The organism is Mesorhizobium sp. P2_E6, assembly GCF_056403835.1.
The window spans coordinates 125,920-152,048 of record NZ_JBFUEQ010000008.1; the positions used below are offsets into that span (position 1 = coordinate 125,920).

General features: G+C 63.6%; 26 protein-coding genes. 15 read left to right on the forward strand and 11 right to left on the reverse strand.

All coding sequences use genetic code 11. From position 1 onward, the window contains the following. Window positions 1-91: 91 nt before the first annotated feature. Window positions 92-724, reverse strand: a complete 633-nt coding sequence (locus AC1D08_RS20965; protein ID WP_457153558.1) for a LysE family translocator — start codon at window positions 722-724, stop codon at window positions 92-94. Between the two features lie 164 nt (window positions 725-888). Between AC1D08_RS20965 and rfaD the strand changes: the two genes are divergently transcribed. The 4 genes from rfaD to AC1D08_RS20985 are packed head-to-tail and all read left to right on the forward strand — an operon-like array spanning window position 889 to window position 3,998. Beyond that, a complete protein-coding gene (gene rfaD / locus AC1D08_RS20970; RefSeq protein ID WP_095090923.1) occupies window positions 889-1,839 on the forward strand; it encodes an ADP-glyceromanno-heptose 6-epimerase in 951 nt (316 codons plus the stop codon). Further along, on the forward strand, window positions 1,812-2,819 hold the full coding sequence (gene waaF, locus AC1D08_RS20975) for a lipopolysaccharide heptosyltransferase II (protein WP_457153559.1): 1,008 nt from the start codon (window positions 1,812-1,814) through the stop codon (window positions 2,817-2,819). Before rfaD ends, waaF begins: the two co-directional genes overlap by 28 nt. After that, window positions 2,816-3,799: a lipopolysaccharide heptosyltransferase I gene (waaC, locus tag AC1D08_RS20980; RefSeq protein ID WP_457153560.1), complete on the forward strand. Its 984-nt coding sequence runs from the start codon at window positions 2,816-2,818 to the stop codon at window positions 3,797-3,799. The genes waaF and waaC overlap by 4 nt, the downstream gene beginning before the upstream one ends. Further along, window positions 3,777-3,998 (forward strand): hypothetical protein, encoded by a 222-nt coding sequence (locus tag AC1D08_RS20985; protein ID WP_477300443.1) that lies wholly within the window; start codon window positions 3,777-3,779, stop codon window positions 3,996-3,998. Before waaC ends, AC1D08_RS20985 begins: the two co-directional genes overlap by 23 nt. Window positions 3,999-4,047: 49 nt before the next feature. On the opposite strand, the gene greA is transcribed toward AC1D08_RS20985, so the two are convergent. Both greA and AC1D08_RS20995 read right to left on the reverse strand, forming a co-directional pair. Then, on the reverse strand, window positions 4,048-4,521 hold the full coding sequence (gene greA / locus AC1D08_RS20990; RefSeq protein WP_095090920.1) for a transcription elongation factor GreA: 474 nt from the start codon (window positions 4,519-4,521) through the stop codon (window positions 4,048-4,050). A 306-nt stretch (window positions 4,522-4,827) separates the two neighbouring features. Continuing rightward, a complete protein-coding gene (locus AC1D08_RS20995; protein ID WP_095090919.1) occupies window positions 4,828-5,364 on the reverse strand; it encodes a tetratricopeptide repeat protein in 537 nt (178 codons plus the stop codon). Window positions 5,365-5,509: 145 nt separating this feature from the next. Between AC1D08_RS20995 and AC1D08_RS21000 the strand changes: the two genes are divergently transcribed. From AC1D08_RS21000 to AC1D08_RS21020, 5 genes are all read left to right on the forward strand, one after another. Next, complete coding sequence (locus tag AC1D08_RS21000; RefSeq protein ID WP_184874603.1) at window positions 5,510-5,935, forward strand: DUF3775 domain-containing protein; 426 nt, start codon at window positions 5,510-5,512, stop codon at window positions 5,933-5,935. A 189-nt stretch (window positions 5,936-6,124) separates the two neighbouring features. After that, window positions 6,125-7,144, forward strand: a complete 1,020-nt coding sequence (locus AC1D08_RS21005; RefSeq protein ID WP_457154808.1) for an extensin-like domain-containing protein — start codon at window positions 6,125-6,127, stop codon at window positions 7,142-7,144. Between the two features lie 117 nt (window positions 7,145-7,261). Beyond that, on the forward strand, window positions 7,262-8,068 hold the full coding sequence (locus AC1D08_RS21010) for an extensin-like domain-containing protein (RefSeq protein WP_457154807.1): 807 nt from the start codon (window positions 7,262-7,264) through the stop codon (window positions 8,066-8,068). Window positions 8,069-8,153: 85 nt separating this feature from the next. Beyond that, window positions 8,154-8,861 (forward strand): LssY C-terminal domain-containing protein, encoded by a 708-nt coding sequence (locus AC1D08_RS21015; RefSeq protein ID WP_477423898.1) that lies wholly within the window; start codon window positions 8,154-8,156, stop codon window positions 8,859-8,861. 157 nt (window positions 8,862-9,018) lie between these two features. Beyond that, on the forward strand, window positions 9,019-10,329 hold the full coding sequence (locus AC1D08_RS21020; RefSeq protein WP_457154052.1) for a hemolysin family protein: 1,311 nt from the start codon (window positions 9,019-9,021) through the stop codon (window positions 10,327-10,329). 50 nt (window positions 10,330-10,379) lie between these two features. On the opposite strand, the gene AC1D08_RS21025 is transcribed toward AC1D08_RS21020, so the two are convergent. Genes AC1D08_RS21025 through AC1D08_RS21035 form a run of 3 tightly spaced genes read right to left on the reverse strand, consistent with a single transcriptional unit; the run spans window position 10,380 to window position 13,625 of the window. Further along, window positions 10,380-11,942, reverse strand: coding sequence for a DHA2 family efflux MFS transporter permease subunit (locus AC1D08_RS21025; RefSeq protein WP_457154051.1), 1,563 nt, complete (start codon window positions 11,940-11,942; stop codon window positions 10,380-10,382). 7 nt (window positions 11,943-11,949) lie between these two features. After that, on the reverse strand, window positions 11,950-13,074 hold the full coding sequence (locus AC1D08_RS21030) for an HlyD family secretion protein (protein WP_457154050.1): 1,125 nt from the start codon (window positions 13,072-13,074) through the stop codon (window positions 11,950-11,952). Further along, the gene (locus AC1D08_RS21035; RefSeq protein ID WP_095090912.1) at window positions 13,071-13,625 is read right to left on the reverse strand and encodes a winged helix-turn-helix transcriptional regulator; all 555 of its coding nucleotides are present in this window, start codon (window positions 13,623-13,625) and stop codon (window positions 13,071-13,073) included. Before AC1D08_RS21035 ends, AC1D08_RS21030 begins: the two co-directional genes overlap by 4 nt. 425 nt (window positions 13,626-14,050) lie before the next feature. On the opposite strand from AC1D08_RS21035, the gene AC1D08_RS21040 reads away from it, so the two are divergent. After that, window positions 14,051-16,084: an ABC transporter ATP-binding protein/permease gene (locus AC1D08_RS21040; RefSeq protein ID WP_457153639.1), complete on the forward strand. Its 2,034-nt coding sequence runs from the start codon at window positions 14,051-14,053 to the stop codon at window positions 16,082-16,084. 42 nt (window positions 16,085-16,126) lie between these two features. Here AC1D08_RS21040 and AC1D08_RS21045 read toward each other — a convergent pair whose 3' ends face one another. Next, window positions 16,127-17,107, reverse strand: a complete 981-nt coding sequence (locus AC1D08_RS21045) for a quinone oxidoreductase family protein (RefSeq protein ID WP_457153638.1) — start codon at window positions 17,105-17,107, stop codon at window positions 16,127-16,129. Between the two features lie 97 nt (window positions 17,108-17,204). Between AC1D08_RS21045 and AC1D08_RS21050 the strand changes: the two genes are divergently transcribed. Continuing rightward, window positions 17,205-17,618, forward strand: a complete 414-nt coding sequence (locus AC1D08_RS21050; protein WP_457153637.1) for a winged helix-turn-helix transcriptional regulator — start codon at window positions 17,205-17,207, stop codon at window positions 17,616-17,618. Window positions 17,619-17,673: 55 nt separating this feature from the next. On the opposite strand, the gene AC1D08_RS21055 is transcribed toward AC1D08_RS21050, so the two are convergent. After that, complete coding sequence (locus AC1D08_RS21055) at window positions 17,674-18,279, reverse strand: NADPH-dependent FMN reductase (RefSeq protein WP_095090908.1); 606 nt, start codon at window positions 18,277-18,279, stop codon at window positions 17,674-17,676. An 89-nt stretch (window positions 18,280-18,368) separates the two neighbouring features. Here AC1D08_RS21055 and AC1D08_RS21060 point away from each other — a divergent pair, with 89 nt between their 5' ends. After that, window positions 18,369-18,737 (forward strand): winged helix-turn-helix transcriptional regulator, encoded by a 369-nt coding sequence (locus tag AC1D08_RS21060; RefSeq protein WP_167392347.1) that lies wholly within the window; start codon window positions 18,369-18,371, stop codon window positions 18,735-18,737. A gap of 256 nt (window positions 18,738-18,993) precedes the next feature. On the opposite strand, the gene AC1D08_RS21065 is transcribed toward AC1D08_RS21060, so the two are convergent. Continuing rightward, window positions 18,994-19,389: an acyl-CoA thioesterase gene (locus tag AC1D08_RS21065; protein WP_095090906.1), complete on the reverse strand. Its 396-nt coding sequence runs from the start codon at window positions 19,387-19,389 to the stop codon at window positions 18,994-18,996. Between the two features lie 91 nt (window positions 19,390-19,480). Beyond that, window positions 19,481-20,422 (reverse strand): phosphoribosylaminoimidazolesuccinocarboxamide synthase, encoded by a 942-nt coding sequence (locus AC1D08_RS21070; RefSeq protein WP_477423901.1) that lies wholly within the window; start codon window positions 20,420-20,422, stop codon window positions 19,481-19,483. 202 nt (window positions 20,423-20,624) lie between these two features. On the opposite strand from AC1D08_RS21070, the gene AC1D08_RS21075 reads away from it, so the two are divergent. From AC1D08_RS21075 to AC1D08_RS21085, 3 genes are read left to right on the forward strand one after another with little or no spacing between them, the layout of a single operon-like run. Then, on the forward strand, window positions 20,625-22,241 hold the full coding sequence (locus tag AC1D08_RS21075; protein WP_477423903.1) for a GMC family oxidoreductase: 1,617 nt from the start codon (window positions 20,625-20,627) through the stop codon (window positions 22,239-22,241). Next, window positions 22,238-23,449, forward strand: a complete 1,212-nt coding sequence (locus AC1D08_RS21080; protein ID WP_457153759.1) for a mandelate racemase/muconate lactonizing enzyme family protein — start codon at window positions 22,238-22,240, stop codon at window positions 23,447-23,449. Before AC1D08_RS21075 ends, AC1D08_RS21080 begins: the two co-directional genes overlap by 4 nt. Beyond that, window positions 23,446-24,363 carry an NAD(P)-dependent oxidoreductase gene (locus AC1D08_RS21085; protein ID WP_477423905.1) on the forward strand — a complete coding sequence of 306 codons (918 nt, stop codon included), beginning with the start codon at window positions 23,446-23,448 and terminating at the stop codon, window positions 24,361-24,363. Before AC1D08_RS21080 ends, AC1D08_RS21085 begins: the two co-directional genes overlap by 4 nt. 80 nt (window positions 24,364-24,443) lie before the next feature. Here AC1D08_RS21085 and AC1D08_RS21090 read toward each other — a convergent pair whose 3' ends face one another. Next, entirely contained in the window at window positions 24,444-25,382 is a 939-nt protein-coding gene (locus AC1D08_RS21090; protein ID WP_095090902.1) for a YegS/Rv2252/BmrU family lipid kinase, read from the reverse strand. Window positions 25,383-26,129: the final 747 nt, after the last annotated feature.

Sequence of the window (26,129 nt, forward strand, 5' to 3'; positions counted from 1 at the left end):
TCAATTGAAGGGCCGGTTCGTTCATGGCGAAGCCGATATACCGCAAATCCACGCAGCGCAACGGCTGGCCATGACCACGATGGCCGGGCGGTCAGGTCTTCTGCAGGGCGACATGGACACCCAGCCCGACCAGCACCGCCCCGCCGGCCCGCTGCATCAGGCGCTGTGCACGGCTCGAACGCCGCAAGCAGCCGATCACGGCACCGGCCAAGAACACGCAGACGATATCGGCCGAAGAGAACATCAGATTGACGATGGTGCCCAACACGACGAACTGCAGCCAGACCGGTAGCGCCGCCGAGGTATCGATGAACTGCGGCAGGAAGGCCATGAAGAAGATCGCCGTCTTGGGATTGAGCACCTCGACGGTGACGCTCTCGAAAAAGGCGCGCCGCGCCGATTTCCGCTCGATCGCGGGCAGCGCCATGTCGCCCTCGACGCGCTTGCGGAACAGCGAAACGCCGAGCCAGATCAGGTAGAGCGCGCCGACCAGCTTGACCGCCAGATAGAGCGGCGGCACGGCGTGAAACAGCACCGACAGGCCCGCGGCAGCGGCAAAGACATGCACATAGCCGCCCAGATGAATGCCAAGTGCTGCCGTCAGGCCGGACCAGCGGCCGCGCGCCATCGTCTGCGCGGCGGCGTAGAGCATGGCCGGGCCGGGAATGTAGGCGAAGATCGCCGTGGTGGCGAAAAACGCGATGAGCAGTTCGGTCGACGGCATTCTTCTGTCCCTCACGATCGTCCCGGGTGGCACAAACCGACTGAAGCGGAAGCTTTGCGGCGCCACTGTGACATCCGCTTCGCTGCCTGCTTTATCGACAGCCCACCCTGCCTCCCTTATAAGGGCCGGAATCGGCAAGTGAAACGCGTATCAGGGCCAACAACATGATCATCGTCACGGGCGGCGCCGGCATGATCGGCTCCAACATCGTCGCGGCGCTGAATGCCGAAGGCCATGACGACATCCTCGTCGTCGACGACCTCACCGATGGCCACAAGATCGCCAATCTCGCCGATCTGCGCATCGCCGACTATCTCGACAAGGACGATTTCCTGGGCCGTATGGAGGCTGGCTCGTTCGGCCGCATCGAGGCCGTGTTCCACCAGGGCGCCTGCTCGACCACCACCGAGTGGAACGGCAAGTTCATGATGGAGGTGAACTACGCCTTCTCGAAACGGTTGCTGCATGCCTGCCAGGCGCTGCGCGTGCCCTTCCTCTACGCCTCCTCGGCTTCCGTCTATGGCGGCGGCGCCGAATTTCGCGAAGACCCGGCGCTCGAGCGACCGCTCAATGTGTATGCCTATTCCAAGAAGCTGTTCGACGACTATGTCAGGCGCACCGTCTTCGACACCGATCATGCGCAGGTTGTGGGCTTGCGCTACTTCAACGTCTACGGTCCGCGCGAGGCGCACAAGGGCGCCATGGCCTCGGTCGCCTTCCACCTATTCAACCAGGTCGAGCGGGGCGAGAACCCGAAACTGTTCGGCGCCTATGATGGCTTCGGACCGGGCGAGCAAAGCCGCGATTTCATCCATGTCGGCGACGTCGCCGACGTCAATCTGTGGCTGTGGAAGCGCGGATCGAGCGGCATCTTCAACTGCGGCACCGGTCGCGCCCAGCCCTTCCGTGCCATTGCCGAAACCGTCATCGACACGCTGGGCAAGGGCGAGATCGAATTCATCGAATTCCCCGACCATCTCAAGGGCAGCTACCAGAGCTTTACGCAAGCTGATATGTCCCGTTTGCGCGCGGTCGGTTACAATGGCCAATTCCGGACAGTGGAAACCGGTGTCAGAGACTATGTCGAATGGCTGAAAGCCCAACGATCCTCGTGATCGGCCCACGCTGGGTGGGCGACATGGTGATGGCGCAGTGCCTGTTTTCGGCGCTGAAAGAGCTTCATCCCAACGCCGCGATCGATGTGCTGGCGCCGGCCTGGGCCGCGCCGCTGGTCAAGCGCATGCCCGAAATCCGCCAGCAGATCGACTTTCCGCTGAAGCCCGGCGCGCTGGAATTCACCATTCGCCGGCGTTTTGGCCGACTGCTGCGCGGCCGCTACGACATGGCCTATGTCCTGCCGGGCAGCTGGAAATCGGCGCTGATCCCGTTCTTTGCCCGCATTCCGCGGCGTTTCGGCTATTTGCGCGAAATGCGCTACGGCCTGCTGACCGACATCGTGCCGCTGCCCGACAGCGTCAAACGACGCACGGCGCAGGCTTATTTCGGCCTCGCCCAGGGCGGCCATTTCCGGCCGCCACGCCTGACCGTTGACGCGAAGAACCAAGCCGCTCTGCTCGACCGCTTCGGGCTCGCGCCCCAGAGATTCGCAGCGCTGATGCCCGGCGCCGAGTTCGGCCCGGCCAAGCGCTGGCCGAGCGAAAGCTATGCCGGGCTTGCCCGTGATCTCATGGCGAAGGGTTTGAAGGTCGCGCTGTTCGGTTCGAAGAACGACCGCGACGTGGCGGCGGAGATCGCCGCCCTCGCCCCCGGCGTTGTCGACCTCGCTGGCCAGACCCGGCTGGAGGACGCCATCGACCTGATCTCGGCGGCAAGGCTGGCGGTGTCCAACGACAGCGGGCTGATGCATGTCGCGGCGGGAGTCGGCACGCCGATCGTTGCCGTCTTCGGCTCGACCTCGCCACAGAATACGCCGCCGCTGGCGGAACGGTGCGAACTGGTCTGGCTCGGCCTGCCCTGTTCGCCTTGCCACCAGAAGGTCTGTCCGCTCGGCCACCTCAACTGCCTGAAGACGCTTGAAGTCGAGCAGGTCGTGGCGGCGGCGAAACGCCTGCTGGAAATCCCGGCAGCCGCATGAAGGTCCTCATCGTCAAGACGTCGTCGATGGGCGACGTCATCCACACCTTTCCGGCCGTCGAGGATGCCCGCCTTGTCAGGCCCGACATATCCTTCGACTGGTGCGTGGAAGAGGCATTCGCCGGCATCGTGGCGCTGCATCCGGCGATCGACAGGATCCACACGGTGGCGATCCGGCGCTGGCGCAAGACATTGCTCGACGGCGGCACATGGCGCGAAGCGGCCGCCTTGCGCCGCACCTTGCGCGATTGCCGCTACGACCTCGTCATCGATGCGCAGGGACTGCTGAAATCAGCCCTGGTGGCCAGGCAGGCCGGTGCGCCGATCGCCGGCTTCGACCGGTCGAGCGCGCGCGAACCTTCTGCGTCGCTGGTCTACGACGTCACCTACGCCGTGCCGCGCGACCTGCACGCCATCGAACGCACGCGGCGGCTGTTCGGGCTGGCGCTAGGCTACCAGCCCGATCTTTCGAGGCTGGCCTCCGGCATCGTCCCGCCACCCGGCAATCTGGCCGGCATCAGTGGCAGAATCGCCTTCCTGCTGCACGGCACGAGCCGCGAAGACAAGAAATGGCCGGTTCAAGACTGGATCGAAACCGCCCGTCTGCTGGTTGAAAGGGAAACGACGCCGGTCACGACATGGTCGAACGAGCGCGAGAAGGCCGTCGCCGAAGCGATCGCTGGAGCCATTCCGTCAACGGTCGTGGTGCCCAAATCGCCGCTCTCCGACATCGCCGCGATCATCGGCCGCTCGACGCTCGTCATTGGCGCCGACACCGGGCTAACCCATCTCGCCAGCGCCTTCGGCCTGCCGACGGTTGCGGTTTTTCTTGCCACCGAGCCGGGTTTGACCGGGCCGCGCGGGCCATACGCGTCAACGCTTTTGGCCGCACCCGGGGAACATGTAACGCCGGGGCAAGCGGTAGCGGAGGCAGAGAGGCTGCTGGAGCGCCAGGCGCTTGGTCAAGTTAACGCAGATTGATTTTATTCAATCAATTCAATCGGAAACGCTGACGCTGCCCCTCATTGCCCTGCCGGGCGTTTCTCCCCGTATAGTGACGGGGAGAAAGAAGCCGGCCGCAACGCCCGACGCCTTCCTTGCAACGTTAGAAATTGGCGAAATCATTGATGAAGGCGTCCTTCTCCCCGTTCACGGGGAGAAGATGGCGGCGGCCAGATGAGGGGCAGCGGGGCGTTTGGGATTGATACAAAGGCCCTCGCTTCGGACCCCTAGATAAACTGCACCTGGACGATCTCGTAACCCCTTGCGCCGCCTGGCGCGTTGACCTCGATGGCGTCGCCGACTTCCTTGCCGATGAGCGCGCGCGCGATCGGCGAGGAGATCGAGATGCGGCCAGACTTCACGTCGGCTTCCTGGTCGCCGACGATCCGGTAGGTCTTCTTTTCCTCGGTGTCCTCGTCGACCAGCACCACGGTGGCGCCGAACTTGACCTTGTCGCCGCTGAGCTTGCTGACATCGATCACTTCGGCGCGCGCGATATAATCCTCAAGCTCGTTGACCCGGCCCTCATTGAGGCTCTGCGCCTCTTTTGCGGCATGGTATTCGGCATTTTCGGAAAGGTCGCCGTGCGAGCGCGCCTCGGAGATCGCCTCGATGATGCGCGGCCGCTCTTCCTGCTGACGCCAGCGCAGCTCTTCCTTCAATGACGCGAACCCCTCGCCTGTCATCGGGACCTTGTTCATGATGCCTGACCTTTCCTGCTGCCACCCCCGCGTTTCGGGGAAAGCCTTGTCGATGGGTACAAAAAGAAAACGGTCCGAGAGCCTCGGGCTAACGGAACCGTTTCACCGCAATTTCCCTGAATATAGCAATCTTCGCGGGTTTTTCACGCCCAAAAATCGGTTTTGCGAAAATGTTCTCCGGCTTTCACAAATGCCGTCGCTGCTTTCGCAAATGCTGTCGCGGCAGATGCGAACCGGCGATGGCCGGCAACAAAAAATCCGGCCGCGATCGCTCGCGGCCGGATTGAGAAATATTGGGCGCCGAAATCAGCTCCGCATGAAATGGTCGATCTGCTCGGACAGCATACCGTATTCGCGCGAACCCTTGCCGGTCCGCTTCTCGATTTCCATCAACTGCTGCTGGGCACCGGCCAGATCGCCGATCTGCAGATGCGCTTCGCCGAGATATTCGCGCACCAGCGTGTAGTTGGGGTCGATGCGCAGCGCTTCCTCATAATAGCCGAGGCCGACGGTGACGCGGCCGGAATGGCGGTGCGAATAGCCGAGATAATTGAGGATGCGCGGATCCTGCTTGTTGGCAGCGAGGCTGAGCACGGCGATCGCCTCGTCATAGCGCCCGGCCAGCGCCAGCGAATGCCCGGCATCATAGATGCTGTCGTCATCCAGCATGCCTTCCTGGGGTGCGACGCACTTTTTCTTCTTCTTGTCCCAGACCTGGCCCTTCTTGCACTGGGTCACGGTCTGGTCGCTGCCGCCGCTACTGCCGGCGGCGTACACCGGAACGGCAAGGAACTGCAGTGCGACAAGGGCAGTCGCCGCCTGGATCAGCATTCTTTTATGCATCGAAGCCTCCTTGAGGGGTGAGAATGCAACACTAACGCCGGACGCCCTCGGTTTCATCCCGGAAAAAAAGCATATCGGAGAACATCAGGTGACGGATGCTGCAAATCCGCTATCATTCAAGCAAACGACCTGACGGAGACGGAATGTGCAGCGGCGCCTTGAAAAGGATTGGGAGCTTTCGATCGGCCCCGACACCGTGCGCCTGTTCATCCTCAAGGCCAAGGCATTGAGTGCGGCCGTCAATGAAGACTATGCCGGTGGCGCCGAGCATGAGGTCGAACTCGACGGCGAGGCCCATGCCAACCACCATCATGACGGCCTCGCCGAGGAAAGTTCCGAAAACCTCACCGAGGAAGAACTGCGTGAGTTGATCAACGACCTCAATGTCGATGAGGCAGCCGAACTCATCGCCTTGGCCTGGATCGGTCGCGGCGACTACGATGGCACCGAATGGGCGGATGCGCTTGCCGCGGCGCGCGAACGCGCCAACAAACGCACGGCGAAGTATCTGCTTGGCATGCCGCTGCTTGCCGACTGGCTGGAGGAAGGGCTGGAAGCGATCGGCGCGTAACATCGCGGTTACCGTTCGTGATGGGGCCAAGGCAACCTCCTTGCGTCCGCGCCGTTGACGGCCATGGGGTCGATTGTCTTTTCCCAAACCTGCAGGATTGCACTGGTCGTAGCCATCGCGGCTGTGCTTGTTACGCCCGCCGACGCGAGACATCGGCACCGGCACCACAAGCCCCAGGTGGAGCAGTCGATGTCGCTGCGTGCCGACCAGCCGCTGGAACCGCGGGGCAAGCATCGGCTGAAACGCCGGGGCTCTCAGCACGTCACGCCGGGCCCGACAAAGATACAGCAGAAAACGCAGGATCCGTTGACATCACCAGCTGACGTTCCGGTGCCGGAGCCACGTCCCCTAGACGCGCAGAAGGCCGACGTTTCAAAGAAGGACGAGCTGAAGACGCAAGCTCCAAAGACCGGCGGAGCGGCTGACCGGCTCAATGAAGAAAAGTCGCATCAAAAAAAGCCGGCGCGCCCCGAACCATCGGCCGATACGGAAAACGAACCGGAGCCGCCTTCCGTGGCGCCGACGCCACCACCAAAGGCTGGGACCGTGGAGCCCGAGGTTGAGCCGCCGGCCGTCACCCCGCAGCCGCCGCAAAAGCCGGCGGATGCAAGCGACGAGAAAATGCTGCCCGACCCGCGCTCGGCCGATTTCCCCGACGAGAAGATGCCCGACGAGGAAGTCGCTTGCCGCGAGCGGCTGAAGACGCTCGGTGTCGAATTCGAGGAACACAAGGCAGAAAGCAATCCCGACATCGGCTGCTCGATCCCCTATCCGATCGTGCTGAAGACACTCGGCAAGTCGATCGCCATTGGCCCCGGCACCGAGCTCAATTGCCCGATGGCCGAAGCGGCGGCGCGTTTCGCCGCTAGCGTCATCCAGCCGGCGGCGAAAGCCGAATTCGGCGCGGATCTGCAATCGATCGGCCAGGCATCGGCCTTTGTCTGCCGGCCGCGCCACGGCACGAGAAAACTGTCGGAACACGCCTTCGGCAACGCGCTCGACATCGCCAGCTTCACGCTGTCGGACGGCAAGAAGATCGAAGTCGGCCCGGCGCCGCCGGAAAAGGACGCGAAATTCCTCAACGCCGTGCGCAAGGCCGCGTGCGGACCGTTCAAGACCGTGCTCGGACCAGGCGCCGACCCCGACCATGCCTTGCATTTCCATCTCGATCTCGAACCGCGCCGGCATGGCGGCACCTTCTGCCAGTGAGCCTGGTGGGCCGACACTGCATGCCGCAATTCGGCCGCAGGCATGAACACGGGCGCTGAGTTTTCCTTTACCCTTGATCGTTAAAATGCCGGATATCCGTGAATGGGATTTCCGCCAATGGTCGGCAAATTTCGCGTCGTGTTTTCCACCGCCGCGCGCCAATCGAAAAGTGCTGCGATGGTCGCCGCCGGCCTTGCCCTCGCGGCGGTTTCGGCCTGCAACACCGGCAGCGTGCTGTCACTTGAACCGGCCGTCGATGTCGGCTCGCAGACCGCTGCCGTGCCGCAATACACGGGCATGCAGAAGCTTGTTCCGTCCAATCCCTATATGACGAGCGCCGCCTATCCGCGCATGGATGAGCCGATGTCGCCTGTCGAGCAGATGCCGGCCAGCGAAACCGACTGCCGCCAGCAGTTGAAGCGCCTCGATGTCGCCTACACCGACCTGGCGCCGATCCATGAAGGTCAGTGCGGCATCGATTATCCGGTCAAGGTCTCGGCCATCGGCAGCATCCAGATGAAGCCCGCCGCCACGCTGACCTGCGACATGGCAGCGACCTTCGCCGGCTGGACGAAGAACGAACTCGTTCCCTCCGCCCGCTGGCGCTATTTCTCCGGCGTCAAGACCATCCACCAGGGTTCCAGCTATTCCTGCCGCAACATTGCCGGCGAAGGTGTGCTGTCGGAGCACGGTAAGGGCAACGCGCTCGATGTGATGAGCATCGAGCTCAACAATGGCGACGACATCGACGTGCGCAAGCCCGGCCTGTTCGCCTTCCGCACTCGCGGTTTCCTCAACAATGTGCGCGCCGACGGCTGCCAGTATTTCACCACCGTGCTCGGCCCCGGCTACAATTACGACCACCGCAACCACTTCCACTTCGACATCAAGAACCGCAGGAACGGTTATCGCGCCTGCCGCTAGAGCGTCGGACAACAGCATGTCGACGCCCTTTGCCGGCGAAACACGACATCGCATAGAGTGATGCCGGAACGTTCGGGCGACGGTGATGAGCCAGCGAAGTTTTCGGCGACGCATTGCAATCTGGGTGGCGGCCTTCCTGGCCGCCTATCTGGCGCTCGCCTATTTCGCCGCGCCGGAATTCTGGACATTCCGGGATCGCGGCTTTCGCACCCAGCGCTTCGAGATGGTGACGCACACGCCGCAGGGCATTCCGGGTGATCCGATCAATGTCGGCCTTGTCGGCACCAAGAAGGAAGTGGTCCATGCCTTCGCCGTCGCCGGCTGGGACACTGCCGACGCGGTGACCTTGACGACCGCGATCGAGATCGGTGAAAGCGTGCTCTTCGACCATCCCTATCCCGATGCGCCGGTCAGCCGGCTGCTGTTCGACGGCCGAGCCCAGGATCTTGCGTTCGAAAAGCCGGTGGGAGCCAGCGCCGACCGGCGTCATCATGTCCGCCTCTGGCAGACAGGCGCGAGCGGCGACGACGGCCGGCCGCTGTGGCTCGGTTCGGCCAGCTTCGATCGCGGCGTGGGGCTGAGCCACGATACCGGCGCCATCACCCATCACATTGGCCGCGACATCGATGCCGAACGCAATTTCCTGATGCGCGATCTGGCCACCGCCGGCACACTGATCTCGACCAGGGACATGGCCGGCATCGGCGCCACCAGCAGCGGGCGCAATGGCGGCGGCGATCCCTATTTCACCGACGGCGAGGCCGTTGTCGGCGTGTTGAAGCAACTGCCGTGAGATCATGTGTTCTGAGACCAGATGGTCCGGGATCGACCTGAAAATTGGCTGTGAGCCCGATGCCGCAGACGACATCGGTTGAGAGCTGTCACTGTCATCTTCTAAAAATCTTGGCGGACTATTTTCGAAAGCCGCGCCGCAATGCTATTGACCGCTCATGCTATACGTCGAAATCGCTATCGTGGTCGTCCTCATCTGTGTGAACGGCCTTTTGTCTATGTCCGAACTCGCCATCGTCTCGTCGCGCCCGGCCAGGCTCAAGGCGATGATCGACCGCGGCGTCAACGGCGCCGGCCGGGCCCTTGAGCTTGGCTCCAATCCCGGCAAGTTCCTGTCCTCGGTGCAGATCGGCATCACTTTGGTCGGCGTTCTCTCCGGCGCGTTTTCCGGCGCCACGCTAGGCGACCGGCTGGCCACCTTCCTGGCCTCGACCGGCATGCGCGAAAACGTCGCCGATCCGGTCGGCGTCGGCATCGTCGTCGCCGTCATCACCTATTTCTCGCTGATCGTCGGCGAGCTGGTGCCCAAGCAGATCGCCTTGCGCGATCCCGAGCGCGTGGCCGCGCGGGCGGCCCCGGCAATGACCATCTTGGCCACCGTCTCGGCTCCTCTGGTCTTCCTGCTCGACATTTCCGGCCGTGCCATATTGTGGCTGCTCGGCCAGCGCGGCGAAAGCGAGGAGAAGGTTACCGACGAGGAGATCAAGATGCTGGTCGCCGAGGCCGAGCACCACGGCACCATCGAATCCGACGAGCGGCGCATGATCGCCGGTGTCATGCGGCTTGGCGACCGCGCCGTACGCGCTGTGATGACGCCGCGCACCGAGGTCGACTGGATCAATCTGCAGTCCGACGAGAGTACCATCCGCAAGCTTTTGATGGAGACCCAGCATTCGCGCCTGCCTGCGGGCGACGGTGGCGTCGACGTCATGGTCGGCGTCGTCCAGACGCGCGACGTGCTCGCCGCGCTGCTTGCCGGCCATGTGCTCGACCCGCGCAGGCATGCGCGCGCCGCCCCCATCGTCTATGACCAGGCCGACGCGCTGGACGTGTTGCAGAAGCTCAAGGAATCCGACGTGCCGATGGCGCTGGTGCATGACGAGTACGGCCACTTCGAAGGCATCGTCACCCCGGCCGATATTCTCGAAGCCATCACCGGCGTCTTCAGGGCGGACATCGATGCCGGCGACGAGGAAAACGCCGTCAAGCGCGAGGACGGCTCATGGCTGCTCGCCGGCTACATGCAGGCCGACGAAATGGCCGAGATTCTGGGCTTCGACCTGCCGGAAAACCGCGACTACGAGACCGTCGCCGGCTACGTGCTGGCGCACATGCACCATCTGCCGGCGACCGGCGAATGCGTCGACGCGCAGGGCTGGCGCTTCGAGGTGGTCGATCTCGACGGCCGCCGCATCGACAAGCTGATCGCAACCCGCCTGCCCGGCTCGCACCGAGAAGCCGTGCGCTGACCGTCAGGCACTGCTGGCTCCTGTCAGATTCGTTCTCGCTTCGATCCGCCTCAATGTGCGTCCGGAGGCGGCGCCTTAGGTGTGACGTTGCGCAGGAACGGTACGAGAGCCGTCGCGATGACGAACGCGCTCATGATCACCAGGAACGCATCCGCGTAAGCCATCGTGGATGCCTCGCGATAAGCCAGCTGCCACAGCTGTTTCAGCGAAGCAGTGTGACCGTCGGCCACTGCGCCCGGGATCTGGCCATAGCGCAGCGCGACGCCGTCGACGAGGCGCATGGCGGCCTCATTCTGTGGCGTCAGGTGCGATGCGATCATCAGGAAATGGAAGTTGGTGCGGTCGTTCAGGATGGCGCCGCAAACGGCGATGCCGACCGCGCCGCCGAGATTGCGCATCGTGTTGAACAGGCCACTGGCATATTTCAGCCGTTCGGGCGGCAGGCTGCCGAGGCCGAGATTGACGCTCGGCGCGACCGCGAAGACCTGCGGGAAGCCACGAAAGATTTGCGGCAGAAGCAGCTGCGCGGCGCCCCATTCGCTGGTGATCGCGCTGAAGCTCCACATCGACGCGCCGAAGGAGGCAAGCCCGAACATCATCAGCCAGCGCGTGTCGAAGCGCTTGGCGAGAAAGATGTAGACGGGGACGCCGACCATCGAAGCGACACCTGTGGAAAAGACCGCCAGCCCGGTCTGCAGGGCGTCGTAGCCGCGCACGTAACCGAGAAACAGCGGCGTCAGGAAGATCGTGGCAAAGATGCCGACGCCGGTGATGAACGAGAGAAAACAGCCGATCGCGAAATTGCGGTTGCCGAAGGCGCGGAAATCGACCACCGGCTGCGAATAGGTGAGGCTACGGACGACGAACAGAACCCCGGTGATCCCGGCGAGGATGGCGCCATTGCGGATTGTCGCATCATCGAACCAGTTCCAGCGCGAACCCTCCTCGAGAACATATTCAAGTGTGCCCAGACTGACCGCCATCAGGACGATGCCGATGTAGTCGGCGCCCTTCAAAAGGGACGGATCGGGTTCGTCGATCTTGACCAGGACGGCAACGAGGATCGTGATGATGGTGCCGGGAATGACGTTGACATAGAAAAGCCAATGCCAGCTCAGCGTATCGGTGATCCAGCCGCCGATGACGGGGCCGAGCGTCGGCGCGATCGAAGCGATGCTGCCAACCACCGCGGCCGCATAGACACGCCTCGGACCCTGGAAATAGTGGAACGACGAGGTGAAGACCGTCGGGATCATCGACGCGCCGAGCAGCCCCTGCAGCGCGCGGAAAGCGATCATGCTTTCGATGTTCCAGGCCAATCCGCAAAGCATGCTTGCCAGGGTGAAGCCGGCCGCCGAGATGGTGAAAAGCCATCGGGTCGAGAACACGCGCGTCAGCCAGCCCGACAGCGGGATCACGATGATTTCCGCCACCAGGTAGGATGTCTGCACCCAGCCGATCTGATCCTGGGCAGCCGACAGGCCGCCACCGATATCCTGGAGCGAGGACGCGACGATCTGGATGTCGAGAAGCGCGATGAACATCCCCACGCACATCACCATGAACGGCAGGATGCTCGCGAAGAAGGACTGCGGGACGGCACGCTCTGACATGGCGTTCTCAGTCCGACGCGGTGTCGACCGTCACGGCGGTCGACAGACCCGGCCTGAGCGCAACTTTCTGCGCCTGGTCCTGGTCGATCGTGATCCTGACGGGAACACGCTGGACGATCTTGGTGAAATTGCCGGTCGCGTTCTGCGGCGGGATCACACTGAAGATGGCCCCGGTTGCCGGCCCCAGGCTGGTGACGTGACCTTTGAGCGGCTCGTCGGGTGCAATGTCGGTATAGACCGTCGCCGCTTGCCCGTCGGCCATGTGGCGCAACTGGTCTTCCTTGAAATTGGCGTCGACCCACAACCCCGATGCCGGAACGATCGTCAGGAGATAGCTGCCGGGTGAAACATAGGTGCCGACCTGCGCCAGCCTGTTGCCGATGATCCCATCGATGGGCGAGCGGATTTCGGCAAAGCCGAGATCGAGCTGCGCGGTGTCGACATCGGCCTTGGCTGCCGCGACCGCGGCGGTTGCTTCCGAGATCTGGGTGTTGAGGACGTCGAGCTGTTGCTTCGCCGCCGCAAGTCCCGCACGGGAAGCGGCGACCGACGCCTTGGCCTGGCCATCGGCGGCAAAGCTTCTCTCGGCGTCCTGCTGGGAACCGGCCCTGGTGCTGGCCAGCACCTCATAGCGCTTCGCGTCCTGAGCGGTGAAAACGGCGGCCGCGCTCTTGGCCTCGAGATCGGCCTCGGCCTGCTCGATCACCGAATTCTGCAGCGAGATTTGGGCATGAAGGTTGTCGAGACCCGATTGCTGCTGCTGGACAGATGCCTGCGCATGCTCCAGCGCGGCCTTGAAGGACCGGTCGTCGATGCGGATCACGAGCTGACCCGCCGCGACATGCTGGTTGTCCTCGACAAGGATCTGGTCGATATAACCGGCGACCCGTGGCGCCAGCGGCGTGACGTTGCCGCCGACATAGGCGTCATCGGTCGAGACGAGAAAGCGGCCGGCCTGCCACCACTGGACGCCGTACCAGCCGGCGACGCCAATCACGACAAGGCCCGCCAACATCAGCAGCGGCCTGCGACGCTTCCTGGCGGGCATGGGAGTGGCGACAACGGAAATGGCAGGCGTGAGATTTTGGGCGACCGATGGCTGCAATTCGGCCGGCGAGAGAACCTTGTTCATCTGCCGCGCCCCTCGTCCTGGCTGTGCTGAAGCAATGCGTTGTCGACCAGCGGAAGGCCTGAGCCTTCGCTGCTGAAGCGATATCGCCGCCGCATGCGATCGGTGGCCTTGGGTGCCGTTGCCATCGCGAAGTCCTCGCTGTCGAGTTCCTTGCCGGTCTGGCGATCGACCAGCACCGGCTCGGCCCAGCGCCCGTCAGCCTTGTCCACAACGACGAGGCTGGGGCCCTCCGGCGCCAGATGCTTGTTGCCCCAAGCGAGCAAGGAAAGCAGGACCGGGCGGAAATCGCGCGCCTTGGAGGTCAGCACATATTCATGGCGAAGCGGCCGTTCGCAGTAGACGCGCTTCTCGAACAGGCCGCGCTCGACCAGGCTGTTCAGCCGCCGCGTCAGAATGTTGGGCGCAATCTCCAGGCTCTTCTGAAACTGGTCGAAGCGCGTCAGGCCCTGGAACGCATCCCGCAGCAGAAGAATGCTCCACCACTCACCCACATCGTCGAGGCTGCGCGCGATGGGGCATGGGCGGGTTTCGAAGCTTGTTTTGGCAACCATTGTCGCTGGTCTCTTTCAAAATGAAAGTGACTCATAGCCTAGTGGATTGCATTATGCAAGTGACTTGTGAGGATCGAGGGCTGGAACCCGGTTTTCAACGGAGATCGGCTAAAACACCAAGACGTCGATTCCGCCCATCGGATGGACGGCGGCGCCGTGCGCTACGCTGTGGATATGGATCGCGACGACGTCACGTCAAAATGATATGGGTCATGTGCTCGACCAAAGGCCTTGGCCTCGGCATGCTCACCGGCCCACGTCACATCCCGGCGGTAGCCTGAATGGCCGCGGCGGGCCGGCCCCATGCCGGCCCGCGTGCGTTTCATCGACAAGCTCCTCGCCACCCACCTGCCGAGCCGCGCTGATAATTGTCGAGAAGCGCTGACATCCATGAAACCTTTTGATTTTTAAGCCGTTGTCGGCCTATGTCCGGGGTCAAATCCAAGCTGAAATCTGTCAACGGTGCCAAACCACGCGGAGCTGAAAAGTCGCGCCAGGAAAAGGCATCGACCGTCGAAGCCGCGCCCGAGGTCGACGGGCATGCCGCGCACGAGGTCGACGGGCATGCCGCGCCCGAGGTCAACGGCCAGGCCGCGCCGCCGCCCGATGTCATCGAACCCGATCCGGAACTGACGCCCGAGGAGGCCGAGCAGGCGCGCAAGAAATACTTGTTGAAGCGCTTCTGGATCGGCGCGCGCGGCTACTGGGGCCGCGGCGGTGACAGGCTCGCCTGGCCGTTCACGATCGGGCTGTTGATCCTGATATGCGTGAACGTCGGCTTCCAGTATGGGATCAATCGCTGGAACCGGGCGATTTTCGACGCCCTTGAGCAACGCGATGCCCACACCGTGTACTTCCTGAGCGCCGTTTTCGTGCCGCTGGTGCTCGGAAGCGGAAGCCTTGTCGTTACGCAAGTCTTTCTTCGCATGACGATTCAGCGCCGCTGGCGTTCCTGGCTCACCACCGCGGTCATCGCGCGCTGGCTTGCGAACGGCCGCTACTATCAGTTGAACCTCGTCGGCGGCGACCACCAGAACCCCGAAGCTCGCGTTTCGGAGGATTTGCGGATTGCCACCGAATCCCCGGTCGACTTCACCGCCGGTGTCATCAACGCGTTTCTGTCGGCCTCGACCTTCATCGTGGTGCTGTGGACGATCGGCGGAGCCCTGAGCTTCACAATCTCGGGTTCGACCATCACGGTTCCCGGCTTCCTCGTCATCACGGCGATCGTCTATGCCGCGATGACGTCCACTTCGATGGCGGTGATTGGCCGCCATTTCGTCCACCTCTCCGAGGAAAAGAACCAGGCGGAAGCCGAATTCCGCTACACGCTGACGCGCGTGCGCGAGAACGGCGAGAGTATCGCGTTGCTCGGCGGCGAGGAGGAGGAGCGCAGCGGCATCGACAAGAGGTTCGCCCATGTGCTCAGACAATGGGCGCTCCTCACGGGCCAGCACATGCGCACCGCACTGGTGTCGCAAGGGTCGAGCCTGTTTGCGCCGGTCGTGCCGGTTTTGCTTTGCGCTCCAAAGTTTCTCGAAGGCAGCATGACACTTGGACAGGTCATGCAAGCTGCCTCCGCCTTTGCCATCGTGCAGGGCGCATTCGGATGGCTGGTCGACAACTACCCCCGTCTCGCCGACTGGAACGCCTCCGCAAGGCGCATCGCCTCGCTGATGATGTCGCTCGATGGGCTCGAGCGCGCCGAGCAGAGCGACGCCCTGGGACGCATCCAGCGCGGCGAAACCGAAGACGGTGCGATGCTCAGCATCGACAATCTCTCCGTGACGCTCGACGACGGCACGTCCGTGGTCAAGGAAACCAAGGTCGTGATCGAACCAGGCGAGCGGGTGCTGGTGGCCGGTGAATCCGGTTCAGGCAAGAGCACGCTGGTGCGGGCCGTCGCGGGTCTCTGGCCATGGGGTGGCGGCAGCGTCAATTTCCACGCCGACAGGCGGCTGTTCATGTTGCCGCAACGACCCTACATCCCCTCAGGCACGCTTCGCCGCGCAGTCGCCTATCCCGCCGCCGCCGACAACTGGACGATCAAAGAGATCAAGGCTGCGCTCGATAGAGTGGGCCTCGCCTATCTCGCAGACAGGATCGAGGACGACGCGCCATGGGACCAGACCTTGTCGGGTGGCGAAAAACAGCGGCTCGCCTTCGCGCGTCTGCTGCTGCACAGCCCCGACATCATCGTGCTGGATGAAGCAACCGCGGCGCTCGATGAGAAAAGCCAGGGCAGGATGATGGAGGTGCTCATCCAAGAATTGCCCAAGGTCACCATCATAAGCGTGGCGCATCGCGCCGAGTTGGAAGCCTTCCATAGCCGCAAGATCACGCTGGAGCGGCGCGAGGACGGCGCAAAGCTCGTCAGCGATGTCGATCTTGTCCCACGCAAGGGCAGACGCAACTTGATCGGGCGCGCCTTGTGGGGCTCTGGCCGAAAGGCAGCGTGACCATGGGTAAAGCGGTCTCTGCAGGCGATTGATCGACCAAAACTAGGGGATCAGCACCACCTTCCCCGTCGAGCGGCGCTCGTCCAGCAAGCGGTGCGCTTCGCCAGCCTGGTCGAGCGGGAAGCGGCCGCCGATCGCAACCTGGAGCCGACCGCTTGCCGCCAGTTGGAACAGCTCGGACAGGCTGGCTTTCAGTACGTCCGTGGACAGCAGCGGCAGCAGCGCGAAACCTCTCAAAGACTGGTTGCGGCCGATCATCGCTTCCAGGTCGGAAGCCGCAAGCGTGTAGCGGCCAAGTGCGGCGAACACCAGTTCGCCGCCGGGTGCCAGAGCCTGCAGCAACGCAGCCGTCAGTGCGCCGCCGACCGTGTCGTAGATGATATCGGCGCCCTGCCCGTCCGTGATGTCACGGAGGTGAGCGGGCCAATCCGGCTTGAGATAGTCGACGGCGGCATCGGCGCCGAGCGACAAAGCGAGATCGAGCTTGGCCTTGCCGCCGGCGGCCGCGATCACCTTGCGTGCGCCCTTTAGCCTGGCCAGCTGGACAAGCAGCGACCCGACGCCACCCGAAGCGGCCGGCACCAGCACCGACTTGCCGCCGGGCGGGCTTTGCCGCAGCAGGTGAAGGGCCGTCAACCCCTGTACCATCAACGCCGTGGCATCCTCGAACGACAGGGCATCCGGCAGCCGCACGACGAGATCGGCGTCGATCGTCACCTCCTCCGCATAACCGCCGTGAGGATGCTTTGAAACGAACAAGGGCGCGGCGACACGGGCTCCCAGTAGCGACGCATCCACCCCGTGTCCAACAGCCTCGACGAAGCCCGCGGCCTCGACGCCAAGGATCATCGGCAGTTGCGGCGTCACCGCGTAGCCATCCCTGCGCATCAGCACTTCGAAGAAATTTATCCCGGCGGCATGGACGCGGATCAGCACCTCGCCGGCCTGCGGCACTGGCGACGGTAGGTCGACCGCCTCCAGCACGTCGGGACCGCCGAAGCGGCTGAGTTGAATGGCTTTCATGGCAAACTCCGATCGCTATGGCATCGGCCACGGTTTGCCACTATCTGCGCAGCCTCGACTACACACTCATTTGTCCCCTGCTGACCAGGAGGTGACCATGGCCAATCCCAGCAAGAGACCGCCCATCAAGCGATTGCCGATGCTGCCGGCGGAACGCGCCCTGAAAGTGATCGCTGGGCGCTGGAAGGCGGTCATCCTCTACCATCTCTTTGATGGCCCGCGACGGCTGTCGGCGCTGAAGGCGATGATGCCTGGCATCACCCAGAAGGTGCTGATCCAGCAGCTGCGCGAAATGGAGGAGCACGGCCTCGTCAGCCGCGAGATCTTTGCCGAAGTCCCCTCGCGCGTCGAATATTCCGCGACAAGTCTCGGCCTCAGCCTCGAGCCGATCCTGCTGGCGCTTTGCCAATGGGGCCAGCACCACGCCGACGAGCTCAACGAAATGCATCGCCTCACCGATTGCATCATCCGCCCAAGGCCGGCGCGGGAGACGCACGCCTCCCACAATTGAAAAGGGCGGCGCAAGCGCCGCCCCGGATCCTTGGGAGGAAAATTCGAACCGACGGTCAGGCCGCCTTGACTTCCTCGGCGACGGCGTCGGCCTGACGTGCTGCCTTCAGCACCTTGGCCCACCACGCGACGTCGTTGACCAGCGCCGTGGCGGCCTGGTTCAGGTGCTCGAGCTCTTCGAGCTTCTTCTCGCCCTGGCGGACGGCGAGGAAGTCGCCCCAGGCGATATGGACGGCCGACTTGACCGGCGCCATCTGCAATTCGACCGCATGAAGGCGCAGCTGCTCGACGGCGCGGGAGCCGCCGACGCTGCCATAGCCGACGAAGCCGGCCGGCTTCTTGTTCCATTCGTTGGCAGCGTAGTCGATGGCGTTCTTCAGCACGGCCGTCGGACCATGATTGTATTCGGCGGCGGTGAAGATGAAGCCGTCGAATTCGGCGACCTTCTTCTGCCAGCGCTTCGCCACTTCATTCTGCGACGGTGCCCAGGCGGAGGATGCGACCTCGTCGAAGAACGGCAGCGGGAAGTCGCGCAGGTCGACGATCTCGACGTCGATATCGGCATGCGATTTGGCGATCTTGGCGATCCACTGGGTTGGTACGTCGGCGAAGCGCGCGGCGCGCGTGGAACCGACAACGATGGCGATCTTGGGTTTTGACATGGGGCTCTTCCTTGCAAGTAAAGCTGGTATCGTTTGGATACCGGCGCTATATGAGATACTGTCAACTCGCGGCGCAAGGAGGCACCTTTTTGTTACTGAGGAACCCGCTCAACACCGAAGATTGCCGCGCCGTTTCGGAAATCCTGCAGCGCGTCGGCGATAAATGGACCGTTCTCGTGGTCGGAAAGCTCGGCCAAGGACCGTTGCGATTCAATGAGTTACGCGCTGCTGTCGGCGGCATCTCGCAGAAGATGCTGACCACCACCTTGCGCGGATTGGAGCGAGACGGCTTCGTCACCCGCACGGTGTTCCCGACCATTCCGCCACGCGTCGATTACGAGCTGACAGAACTCGGCCATGAGTTGCTGATCCCGGTCAGCGCACTCGGTGAATGGGCTCGCGTCAACACCACGCGCGTGCGGGCAGCACGCGAGAAATTCGACGCGACGCATGCCTGAAGCCTTTGTATTGGAATGGTTTTCGCCGATGGCTGCGCTAGCGACATTGCATTCCGTCGGCGGCAGTTGACCGGGTTCGGGTCTGCCTTTCAGACGAACGCCGTCAGCGGACAAGGACAAAGCCGCGGCGGTACCTGCCAGCGCGGCGTTCAGCAATCGTTGACTGATTGTCTTCGTTCATCAACAGACCGTGCGCGCGGCCCGTTTCGCATCTGCCGCGTGTTCACCCCGGCATGGCTGCGCGCCGAAGCCCCGGTCAGGCTTCTGCCGGAACCGCCTTTGGCTTGCCCTCGCCATCCAGCGCCACCATGACGAAATCGGCATGGGTGACCTTCTCCATCAGGTCTGAGAGATAGCGCTGCGCCCAGGCCTCGACCTTGAGCGTCATCGAGGTGCGGCCGACACGCTCGACATGGGTGTAGATGCACAGCGTGTCGCCGATCTTCATCGGCTTGGCGAACGACATCTCCTTGACCGCCGCCGTCACCACGCGGCCCTTGGCGCGCTCGGCAGCACGGATGCCGCAGGCAAGGTCCATCTGCGCCATCACCCAGCCGCCGAAGATGTCGCCGGCCGCATTGGCATCCGAAGGCATGGCCAGCGTGCGCAGCGTCAGATCGCCGAGCGGCCGTCCTTCAGCGTAGTGCACCATGGGGGAAATCCTTCGAGGTCAATGCCCTCGATCCCGTAGCGTCATGGCGCCGAGAGGTCAACGCGCCACCCACCGAAGTCTCGCTTGGCCGCTAGAAGTAACGCGCGAGGTTTGAGCGAATGCGATCCAGGACGTTATGCCCAGAAAGGTCGGGAGAGAATTCTCTGCCCGTGATTGCCTCGTAAGCCTGTGCATAGACCCGGGATGCCTGTTCGACAATCTCGTCGGGTATGTCAGGTATCGGTTGGCTGTAAGGATCGCATCGCGCAGAGACCCACGACCGGATGAAATCCTTGTCGAAACTCTCCGGCCGGCTGCCGCTGGCGAGGGCTTCCTCATAGCTCTTGGCGATCCAGTACCGGCTGCTGTCCGGCGTGTGGATTTCGTCGGCAAGGATTATGGTCCCGTTCCTGTCGGTGCCGAATTCGTACTTCGTATCGGCGAGGATGAGGCCGCGTTCGGCGGCGCGCTGCTGTCCACGGGCGAACAGCCGCAAGGCATAGCCCGACACGGTATCCCACTGCGCCTGGGTGAGAAGGCCCTGGTCAAGGATCTCGGCCTTGGACAGCGGCTCGTCATGGCCACCGTGCTGGGCTTTGCTGGTCGGCGTGATGATTGGCTCGGCCAGTTTTTCATTGTCGCGCAGGCCGTTCGGCAGGGTCATTCCATACATGTCCCGGTCACCGCGCCGGTACCTTGTCAGGATCGAGGTGCTGGTGGTTCCCGCCAGATAGCCACGCACGACGATTTCGACCGGCAGGATGTCGAGCCTTGTGCCGACGACGACGTTCGGGTCGGGATATTCGAGAACATGGTTCGGGCAGATATCGGCGGTTTCCTCGAACCAGTACCGCGCCGTCTGGGTGAGGATCTCCCCCTTGAACGGGATCGAGGTCAGGATGGTGTCGAAGGCACTGAGACGGTCGGTGGCGATGATGATGCGCCTGCCGTCCGGCAGGTCGTAGTTTTCGCGGACCTTGCCGCTGTAGTGGCCCGGCAATTCGGAAATGAAAGCATCAGGCAAGGTGCGCATATGATTCCTGCCTTCCGCAGATTGGCTGATATCATCGCATAAGCTGTCGACCCCATGCATATCAAGCGCGATTGTCGGGATTCCCCGCAACTCGACCTGGCATCCCGGTCGCTTTTTTCACAACCGATGCCGGAAGGCGCGGCGACGCGGCCGACCCGCCGCGTCTAGGCTGTGGCCAGATTTCCGGAGCCGCCCACCAATCATGCAGACCTATGACTTCATCATCGTCGGCTCCGGCTCGGCCGGCTCGGTCCTGGCCGACAAACTGTCGGCCTCCGGACGCTTTTCCGTGCTGGTGCTGGAGGCCGGCGGCACCGACCGCCGCTTCTACGTGCAGATGCCGCTCGGCTACGGCAAGACCTTCTTCGATCCGGCGGTGAACTGGAACTACAAGGCCGAGCCCGACCCGGGGCTCGCCGGCAACGCCGACCACTGGCCGCGCGGCAAGCTGCTCGGCGGCTCGAGCTCGATCAATGCCATGGTCTGGATCCGGGGCGCGCGCGAGGATTTCGATGCCTGGGCAGCCGCCGGCAACCCAGGCTGGGGCTATGACGATATCTTGCCCGCCTTCAAGGCGCTGGAGGACAATCAGGCCGGCGCCGACGCATGGCGCGGTGTCGGCGGCCCGCTGCATGTCACCGATTGTTCGGACGCGGTCCACCCGCTGACCAAGCGCTATCTCGCCGCCGGCCAGCAGGCCGGTCTGCCGCTCAACCCGGATTTCAACGGTGCTACCCAGGAAGGCGTTGGCGTCTACCAGATCTCGACCAGGAACGGCCGCCGCATGTCGGCGGCGCGTGCCTTCCTGCGCCCGGCGATGAAGCGCGCCAACGTCCGCGTCGAGATGAACGCGCTGGCGACCCGGGTGCTGTTCGAAGGTAGCCGCGCCGTCGGCGTCGAATATCTGCAGAACGGCGAGACCAAGACGGCACGTGCCGGGCGCGAGGTCATCCTGTCGGGCGGCTCGGTCAACTCGCCGCAATTGCTGCAGCTGTCCGGCGTCGGCCCCTCGGCGCTGCTCAAGGAGCTTGGCATCCCCGTCGTCCACGCCAACGAGAACGTCGGCGCGCATCTGCAGGACCATGTCGGCATCAACTACACCTTCAAAGGCAGGCTGCCGACGCTCAACCAGACACTGCGTCCGTGGTGGGGCAAGCTCCTGGTCGGCATGCAATACATCCTGACGCGGTCCGGGCCGCTGTCGCTGTCGATGAACAATGCCGGTGGCTTCTTCCGCACCGACCCTGCGGCGACCCGCCCCAACATGCAGCTCTATTTCCAGGCCTTCTCGACCGTCATTCCCAAAAGCGGCGAGCGTCCGATCCTGACACCCGACCCGTGGCCGGGCTTTTCCATCGGACTGTCCAATTGCCGCCCGTCGAGCCGCGGCGAGATCATGATCCGTTCCAGCAATCCGCGCGACTATCCCAGGATATCGGCCAATGCGTATTCGACCGAGGCCGACGTCGCCGAGATGCTCGACGCGGTGAAGTTCGTGCGCAAGATCGCCTCGATGCCGGCAATGGCCGAGATCATCGAGGAAGAGGTGCTGCCGGGGCCGTCGATCACATCAGACGTCGATCTGATCCAGGATTTCCGGAAGCGTTCGGGCACCGTCTATCATCCGGTGTCGACCTGCCGCATGGGTCCCGATCCCACGCGCGCCGTCGTCGATCCGCGCCTCAAGGTGCACGGTATCGAGGCCTTGCGTGTCATCGACGCCTCGATCTTTCCCGACAACATCACCGGCAACACCAACGCCGCCTCGATCATGACCGGTTGGAAGGGCGCCGAACTGGTTCTGGAGGACCAAAAATGAAAATCACCGACGTCAAGACCTGGGTTGTCGGCAACCCGCCGCCCGGCATCGGCGGCAAGTATTTCATCTTCGTCAAGCTGACCACCGATGGCGGTGTCGTCGGCTATGGTGAGGCTTACAACGCCACCTTCTCCGCCCATGTCACGGCGAAGATGGTCGAGGACATGGCCGAGCGCTATTTGATCGGCCGCGATCCGCACGACATCGAGAATTTCTTCCGCCGCGCCTATTCCTCGGGCTTCACCCAGCGCCCGGACGTGTCCGGCATGGGCTGCTTCTCGGCGCTGGAAATGGCCTGCTGGGACATTGTCGGCAAGGAAGCCAACAAGCCGGTCTACAAATTGCTCGGCGGCCAGGTGCACGAGACGCTGCGCTCCTACACCTATCTCTACCCGCACACCGGCAGCGTCCACTCCGAGGATGCGCGCGGCAAGAACGTCTACAACGACCCCGATCTCGCCGCCGCCTGCGCGCTCGAATATGTCGAGCAGGGCTTCAATGCCGTCAAGCTCGACCCGGCCGGCCCCTACACCGCCTTCGACGGCCACCAGCCGCGCCTCGTCGACATCGATCTCTCCACCCGCATGATCAAGGCGATCCGCGAGGCGGTCGGCACCCGCGCCGACATCCTGTTCGGCACCCACGGCCAGTTCACCGCCTCCGGCGCGCTGCGCATGGCCCGCGCCATCGAACCTTATGACCCGCTGTGGTTCGAGGAGCCGGTGCCGCCCGACATGCCTGAAGTGATGGCGCAGGTGGCGCGAGGCACGTCGATCCCGATCGCCACCGGCGAGCGGCTGACGACCAAGTTCGAATTCGCCCGCGTCATCGAGAACCGCGCCGCGACCATCCTGCAGCCCGACCTCGGCCGCTCGGGCGGCATCCTCGAAACCAAGAAGATCGCCGCCATGGCCGAGGCTTACCACATCCAGGTCGCCCCGCACTGCTATTGCGGGCCGATCGTCGGTGCTGCCAACATCCAGGTGGCCGTGACGCTGCCCAATTTCCTCATCCTGGAATCGCTGAAGCAGTGGGACGGTTTCCACGCGACGCTGCTTACGAAGAAGATCGAGTGGCAGGACGGCAACGTGATCCCCTCGAAGGAGCCCGGCCTCGGCGTCGAGCTCAACGAAGCGGTCTGCGATGCGCATCCCTACACCGGCAAGGAACTGCATCTGCAGATGATGCAGACGCCGTTGATGCCGTGAGCGAAAGCTATGCCTTCATCGGCCTTGGCCATCTCGGCGGCAATCTTGCCGCCAGCCTGATCCGCGACGGCTTCGCGGTCACCGTCTTCGACCGCGAGCCCGCTGCTGTCGAGCGCCTCGTCGCGCTCGGCGCCACCGCCGCCAACAGTCCCGCCGAGGCCGCCGCGCGAGCCGGCAATGCGGTAACCTGCCTGCCCTCGCCAAAGGTCAGTGAAGCGGTATTGGCCGGCCCCGGCGGTTTGCTTGAGGGCCTGCCAGAGGGCGGCACCTGGATCGAGATGTCGACCAACGGCCGCGACGAGATCGTGCGTCTGGCCGCCCTCGCCTCGGCCAAGGGCATCGAAACGTTGGAATGCCCGGTCACCGGCGGCGTGCATCTGGCGGCGGTCGGAAAGATCACCGCACTGGTCGGTGGCGATGCGGCACTTTATGCGCGCCATCGCCCGGCCATCGAAGCGATGTGCGCGAAGTCGTTCCTGATGGGTCCGGTCGGCTCGGCGGCGGTGATCAAGGTGATCACCAACATGCTCGCCTTCATCCATCTCGTCGCCGCCGGCGAGGCCTTGATGCTGGCCAGGCAAGGCGGGCTCGACCTCGCCCAATCCTACCACGCCATCGTCGCCTCCTCCGGCAACAGCTTCGTCCATGAGACCGAAAGCCAGCTCATTCTCAACGGCTCCTACGACATCGGCTTCACCATGGACCTGGCGCTGAAGGATCTCGGCTTCGCGCTCGCCATGGGCGAACAGTCTGGCGTGCCGCTCGAGCTGGCATCGCGCGTCAACGCGATTTTTGAACAAGGCAAGGAAGCCTATGGCGGCGGCGCCTGGTCGACCCAGATCGTCAAACTGCTGGAAGATGCCGTTGGCACTGACCTGCGCGCGCCCGGTTTTCCACCCAAGCTCGAAGTCTGACACCAGGCAAGAAATCAAGCGATTTCAGTTGGTTGGACCCATCTCCGGACTCACCTGAATCGATCTGTTAACGACTTGATTCAATATCTGAGCGTCAGCGCGCCGGGCAGGATCTCGAAGGTCGCCGGTATGCGTCCTGGCGACTCGCCATCGATGTCGACCATCGCGCCGTTCGTCTCGACATCGCCGAGCGGCTCGACCACCACTTTCCGGCCGCGCAGGATGGTGATCGCGGGATGGTTGCGGTGCCGGCCGCCATAGAGCAGCCGGATATCCCAGATCAGCTTCAGCTTGCCGGCGGCGCGCAGGATGACGATGTCGAACTGCCCGTCGGCCAGTTCAGCATCCGGCGCGATCATCATGCCACCGCCGAAGAACTTGCCGTTGGCGACCGCCACCAGCGCCATGCGCGCCTCGACCGGCGTGCCGTCGTCGACCGTGATCCTGACATGCTGGAAGCGGTAGCGGATGAATTCGACCACGGTGCGCCACAGGAACAGCGTCTTGGCCGACATCTTGCCCTTGCGCTTGTCGGCGTTGACGGCGCGGTCGGTGGCGCCCGACAGGCCGAGGCTGGCGATGTTGATGAAATGCCGGCTGGCCAGCGCGCCATGGTCGTCGATGTAGCAAATGCGCCCGGCATCGACTTTCCGAGGCTTGGTCTCGGCGAGCCGCTTCAGCACCGCATCAACCTCGCGCGGCAGGCCGAGCCCGCGCGCGAAATCGATGCCGGTCCCGCACGGCAAGAGGCCAAGCTCGGTTGTCCTGCGGCCTTCCTTGGACGCCTGCAGCAGCCCGTCGGCCACCTCGCTGGCAGTGCCGTCACCGCCGGCCGCGATCACCAGGTCGAAACCGTTTGCCGCGAGATCGAGTGCCAGTCTTTCGGCGTCACCTTCGGCCTGCGTCTCACGCAGCTCGAATTCGCCGAAATGCTTTTTCAGCGACGCGGCGACCTCCGGCCAATGCCGTTTCAACCGGCCGCCGCCGGCAATCGGATTGAGGACCACTCCGACTTTCAAGCACACCCTCCCGCAAGGACATCAAGGCGCCCGGCGCCTCGAATCCTTTGCCGGCATTGAAACCCGCGCCCGCCGACAGGGCAAGGGCGAATGTCCACTGCTGCCGCCCGTCATGGCGGACCGGAAGATCCGTTGTCCTTGCTTGATCCCCGATAATCCCATTATCCACAGGCCTGCCGCAGTGTCGCCGACCACTTACCCGGCGTACATTGAACCCATCTCAGGCGGCTACCGATCGCCCAGCCGAAAGGCGAAGTGATAGGCGGATTTCCTGAGGCCCGTACGGCCCTGAGCGAGAGCAGGCTTGCCTGTTGGAGGGACGGATGCCGAGACCTACGGGGCCGCGGAAAGCGTGCCAACGCCGACGGCGGACCGATGCTGCCATGAAGGACGGCAAAAACCTTCGATGGTGCGCAGGGCAAAGCCCGCAAGGGCGGAGACCGGCGTGGTCCCGAACGGGCGCTGCTCTCGGGTGGCGGGCTGGCAGGACCGTCAAAATCAAGGCCGGCATGGCGCGACGACTTTACGGAAGTTGCTGCCGCGACCGTGTCCTGATCTGACAGGGAGGCGCTGGGAGAGATCCCGGCGCCGACTGTCTTTTTGGCTATCCCCTACAATTTTTACGCTGTTTCCGGATATGGCTGCAACCGGCTCTAAAATCAGCTAACGTCCGGCGTCGTCGGAGTCCGTTTGATATCGCGCTCTGCAGAGGCGCATGGCGTGGGTTTCGAGAACCGAAGCGCAGCG

Excerpts from the sequence above, each read along its gene's own strand:
- AC1D08_RS20965 (WP_457153558.1), bottom strand. The coding sequence starts at position 724 with ATGCCGTCGACCGAACTGCTCATCGCGTTTTTCGCCACCACGGCGATC.
- rfaD (WP_095090923.1), top strand. The coding sequence starts at position 889 with ATGATCATCGTCACGGGCGGCGCCGGCATGATCGGCTCCAACATCGTC.
- waaF (WP_457153559.1), top strand. The coding sequence starts at position 1,812 with ATGGCTGAAAGCCCAACGATCCTCGTGATCGGCCCACGCTGGGTGGGC.
- waaC (WP_457153560.1), top strand. The coding sequence starts at position 2,816 with ATGAAGGTCCTCATCGTCAAGACGTCGTCGATGGGCGACGTCATCCAC.
- greA (WP_095090920.1), bottom strand. The coding sequence starts at position 4,521 with ATGAACAAGGTCCCGATGACAGGCGAGGGGTTCGCGTCATTGAAGGAA.
- AC1D08_RS20995 (WP_095090919.1), bottom strand. The coding sequence starts at position 5,364 with ATGCATAAAAGAATGCTGATCCAGGCGGCGACTGCCCTTGTCGCACTG.
- AC1D08_RS21005 (WP_457154808.1), top strand. The coding sequence starts at position 6,125 with ATGTCGCTGCGTGCCGACCAGCCGCTGGAACCGCGGGGCAAGCATCGG.
- AC1D08_RS21010 (WP_457154807.1), top strand. The coding sequence starts at position 7,262 with ATGGTCGGCAAATTTCGCGTCGTGTTTTCCACCGCCGCGCGCCAATCG.
- AC1D08_RS21015 (WP_477423898.1), top strand. The coding sequence starts at position 8,154 with ATGAGCCAGCGAAGTTTTCGGCGACGCATTGCAATCTGGGTGGCGGCC.
- AC1D08_RS21020 (WP_457154052.1), top strand. The coding sequence starts at position 9,019 with ATGCTATACGTCGAAATCGCTATCGTGGTCGTCCTCATCTGTGTGAAC.
- AC1D08_RS21025 (WP_457154051.1), bottom strand. The coding sequence starts at position 11,942 with ATGTCAGAGCGTGCCGTCCCGCAGTCCTTCTTCGCGAGCATCCTGCCG.
- AC1D08_RS21030 (WP_457154050.1), bottom strand. The coding sequence starts at position 13,074 with ATGAACAAGGTTCTCTCGCCGGCCGAATTGCAGCCATCGGTCGCCCAA.
- AC1D08_RS21035 (WP_095090912.1), bottom strand. The coding sequence starts at position 13,625 with ATGGTTGCCAAAACAAGCTTCGAAACCCGCCCATGCCCCATCGCGCGC.
- AC1D08_RS21040 (WP_457153639.1), top strand. The coding sequence starts at position 14,051 with ATGTCCGGGGTCAAATCCAAGCTGAAATCTGTCAACGGTGCCAAACCA.
- AC1D08_RS21045 (WP_457153638.1), bottom strand. The coding sequence starts at position 17,107 with ATGAAAGCCATTCAACTCAGCCGCTTCGGCGGTCCCGACGTGCTGGAG.
- AC1D08_RS21050 (WP_457153637.1), top strand. The coding sequence starts at position 17,205 with ATGGCCAATCCCAGCAAGAGACCGCCCATCAAGCGATTGCCGATGCTG.
- AC1D08_RS21055 (WP_095090908.1), bottom strand. The coding sequence starts at position 18,279 with ATGTCAAAACCCAAGATCGCCATCGTTGTCGGTTCCACGCGCGCCGCG.
- AC1D08_RS21065 (WP_095090906.1), bottom strand. The coding sequence starts at position 19,389 with ATGGTGCACTACGCTGAAGGACGGCCGCTCGGCGATCTGACGCTGCGC.
- AC1D08_RS21070 (WP_477423901.1), bottom strand. The coding sequence starts at position 20,422 with ATGCGCACCTTGCCTGATGCTTTCATTTCCGAATTGCCGGGCCACTAC.
- AC1D08_RS21075 (WP_477423903.1), top strand. The coding sequence starts at position 20,625 with ATGCAGACCTATGACTTCATCATCGTCGGCTCCGGCTCGGCCGGCTCG.
- AC1D08_RS21080 (WP_457153759.1), top strand. The coding sequence starts at position 22,238 with ATGAAAATCACCGACGTCAAGACCTGGGTTGTCGGCAACCCGCCGCCC.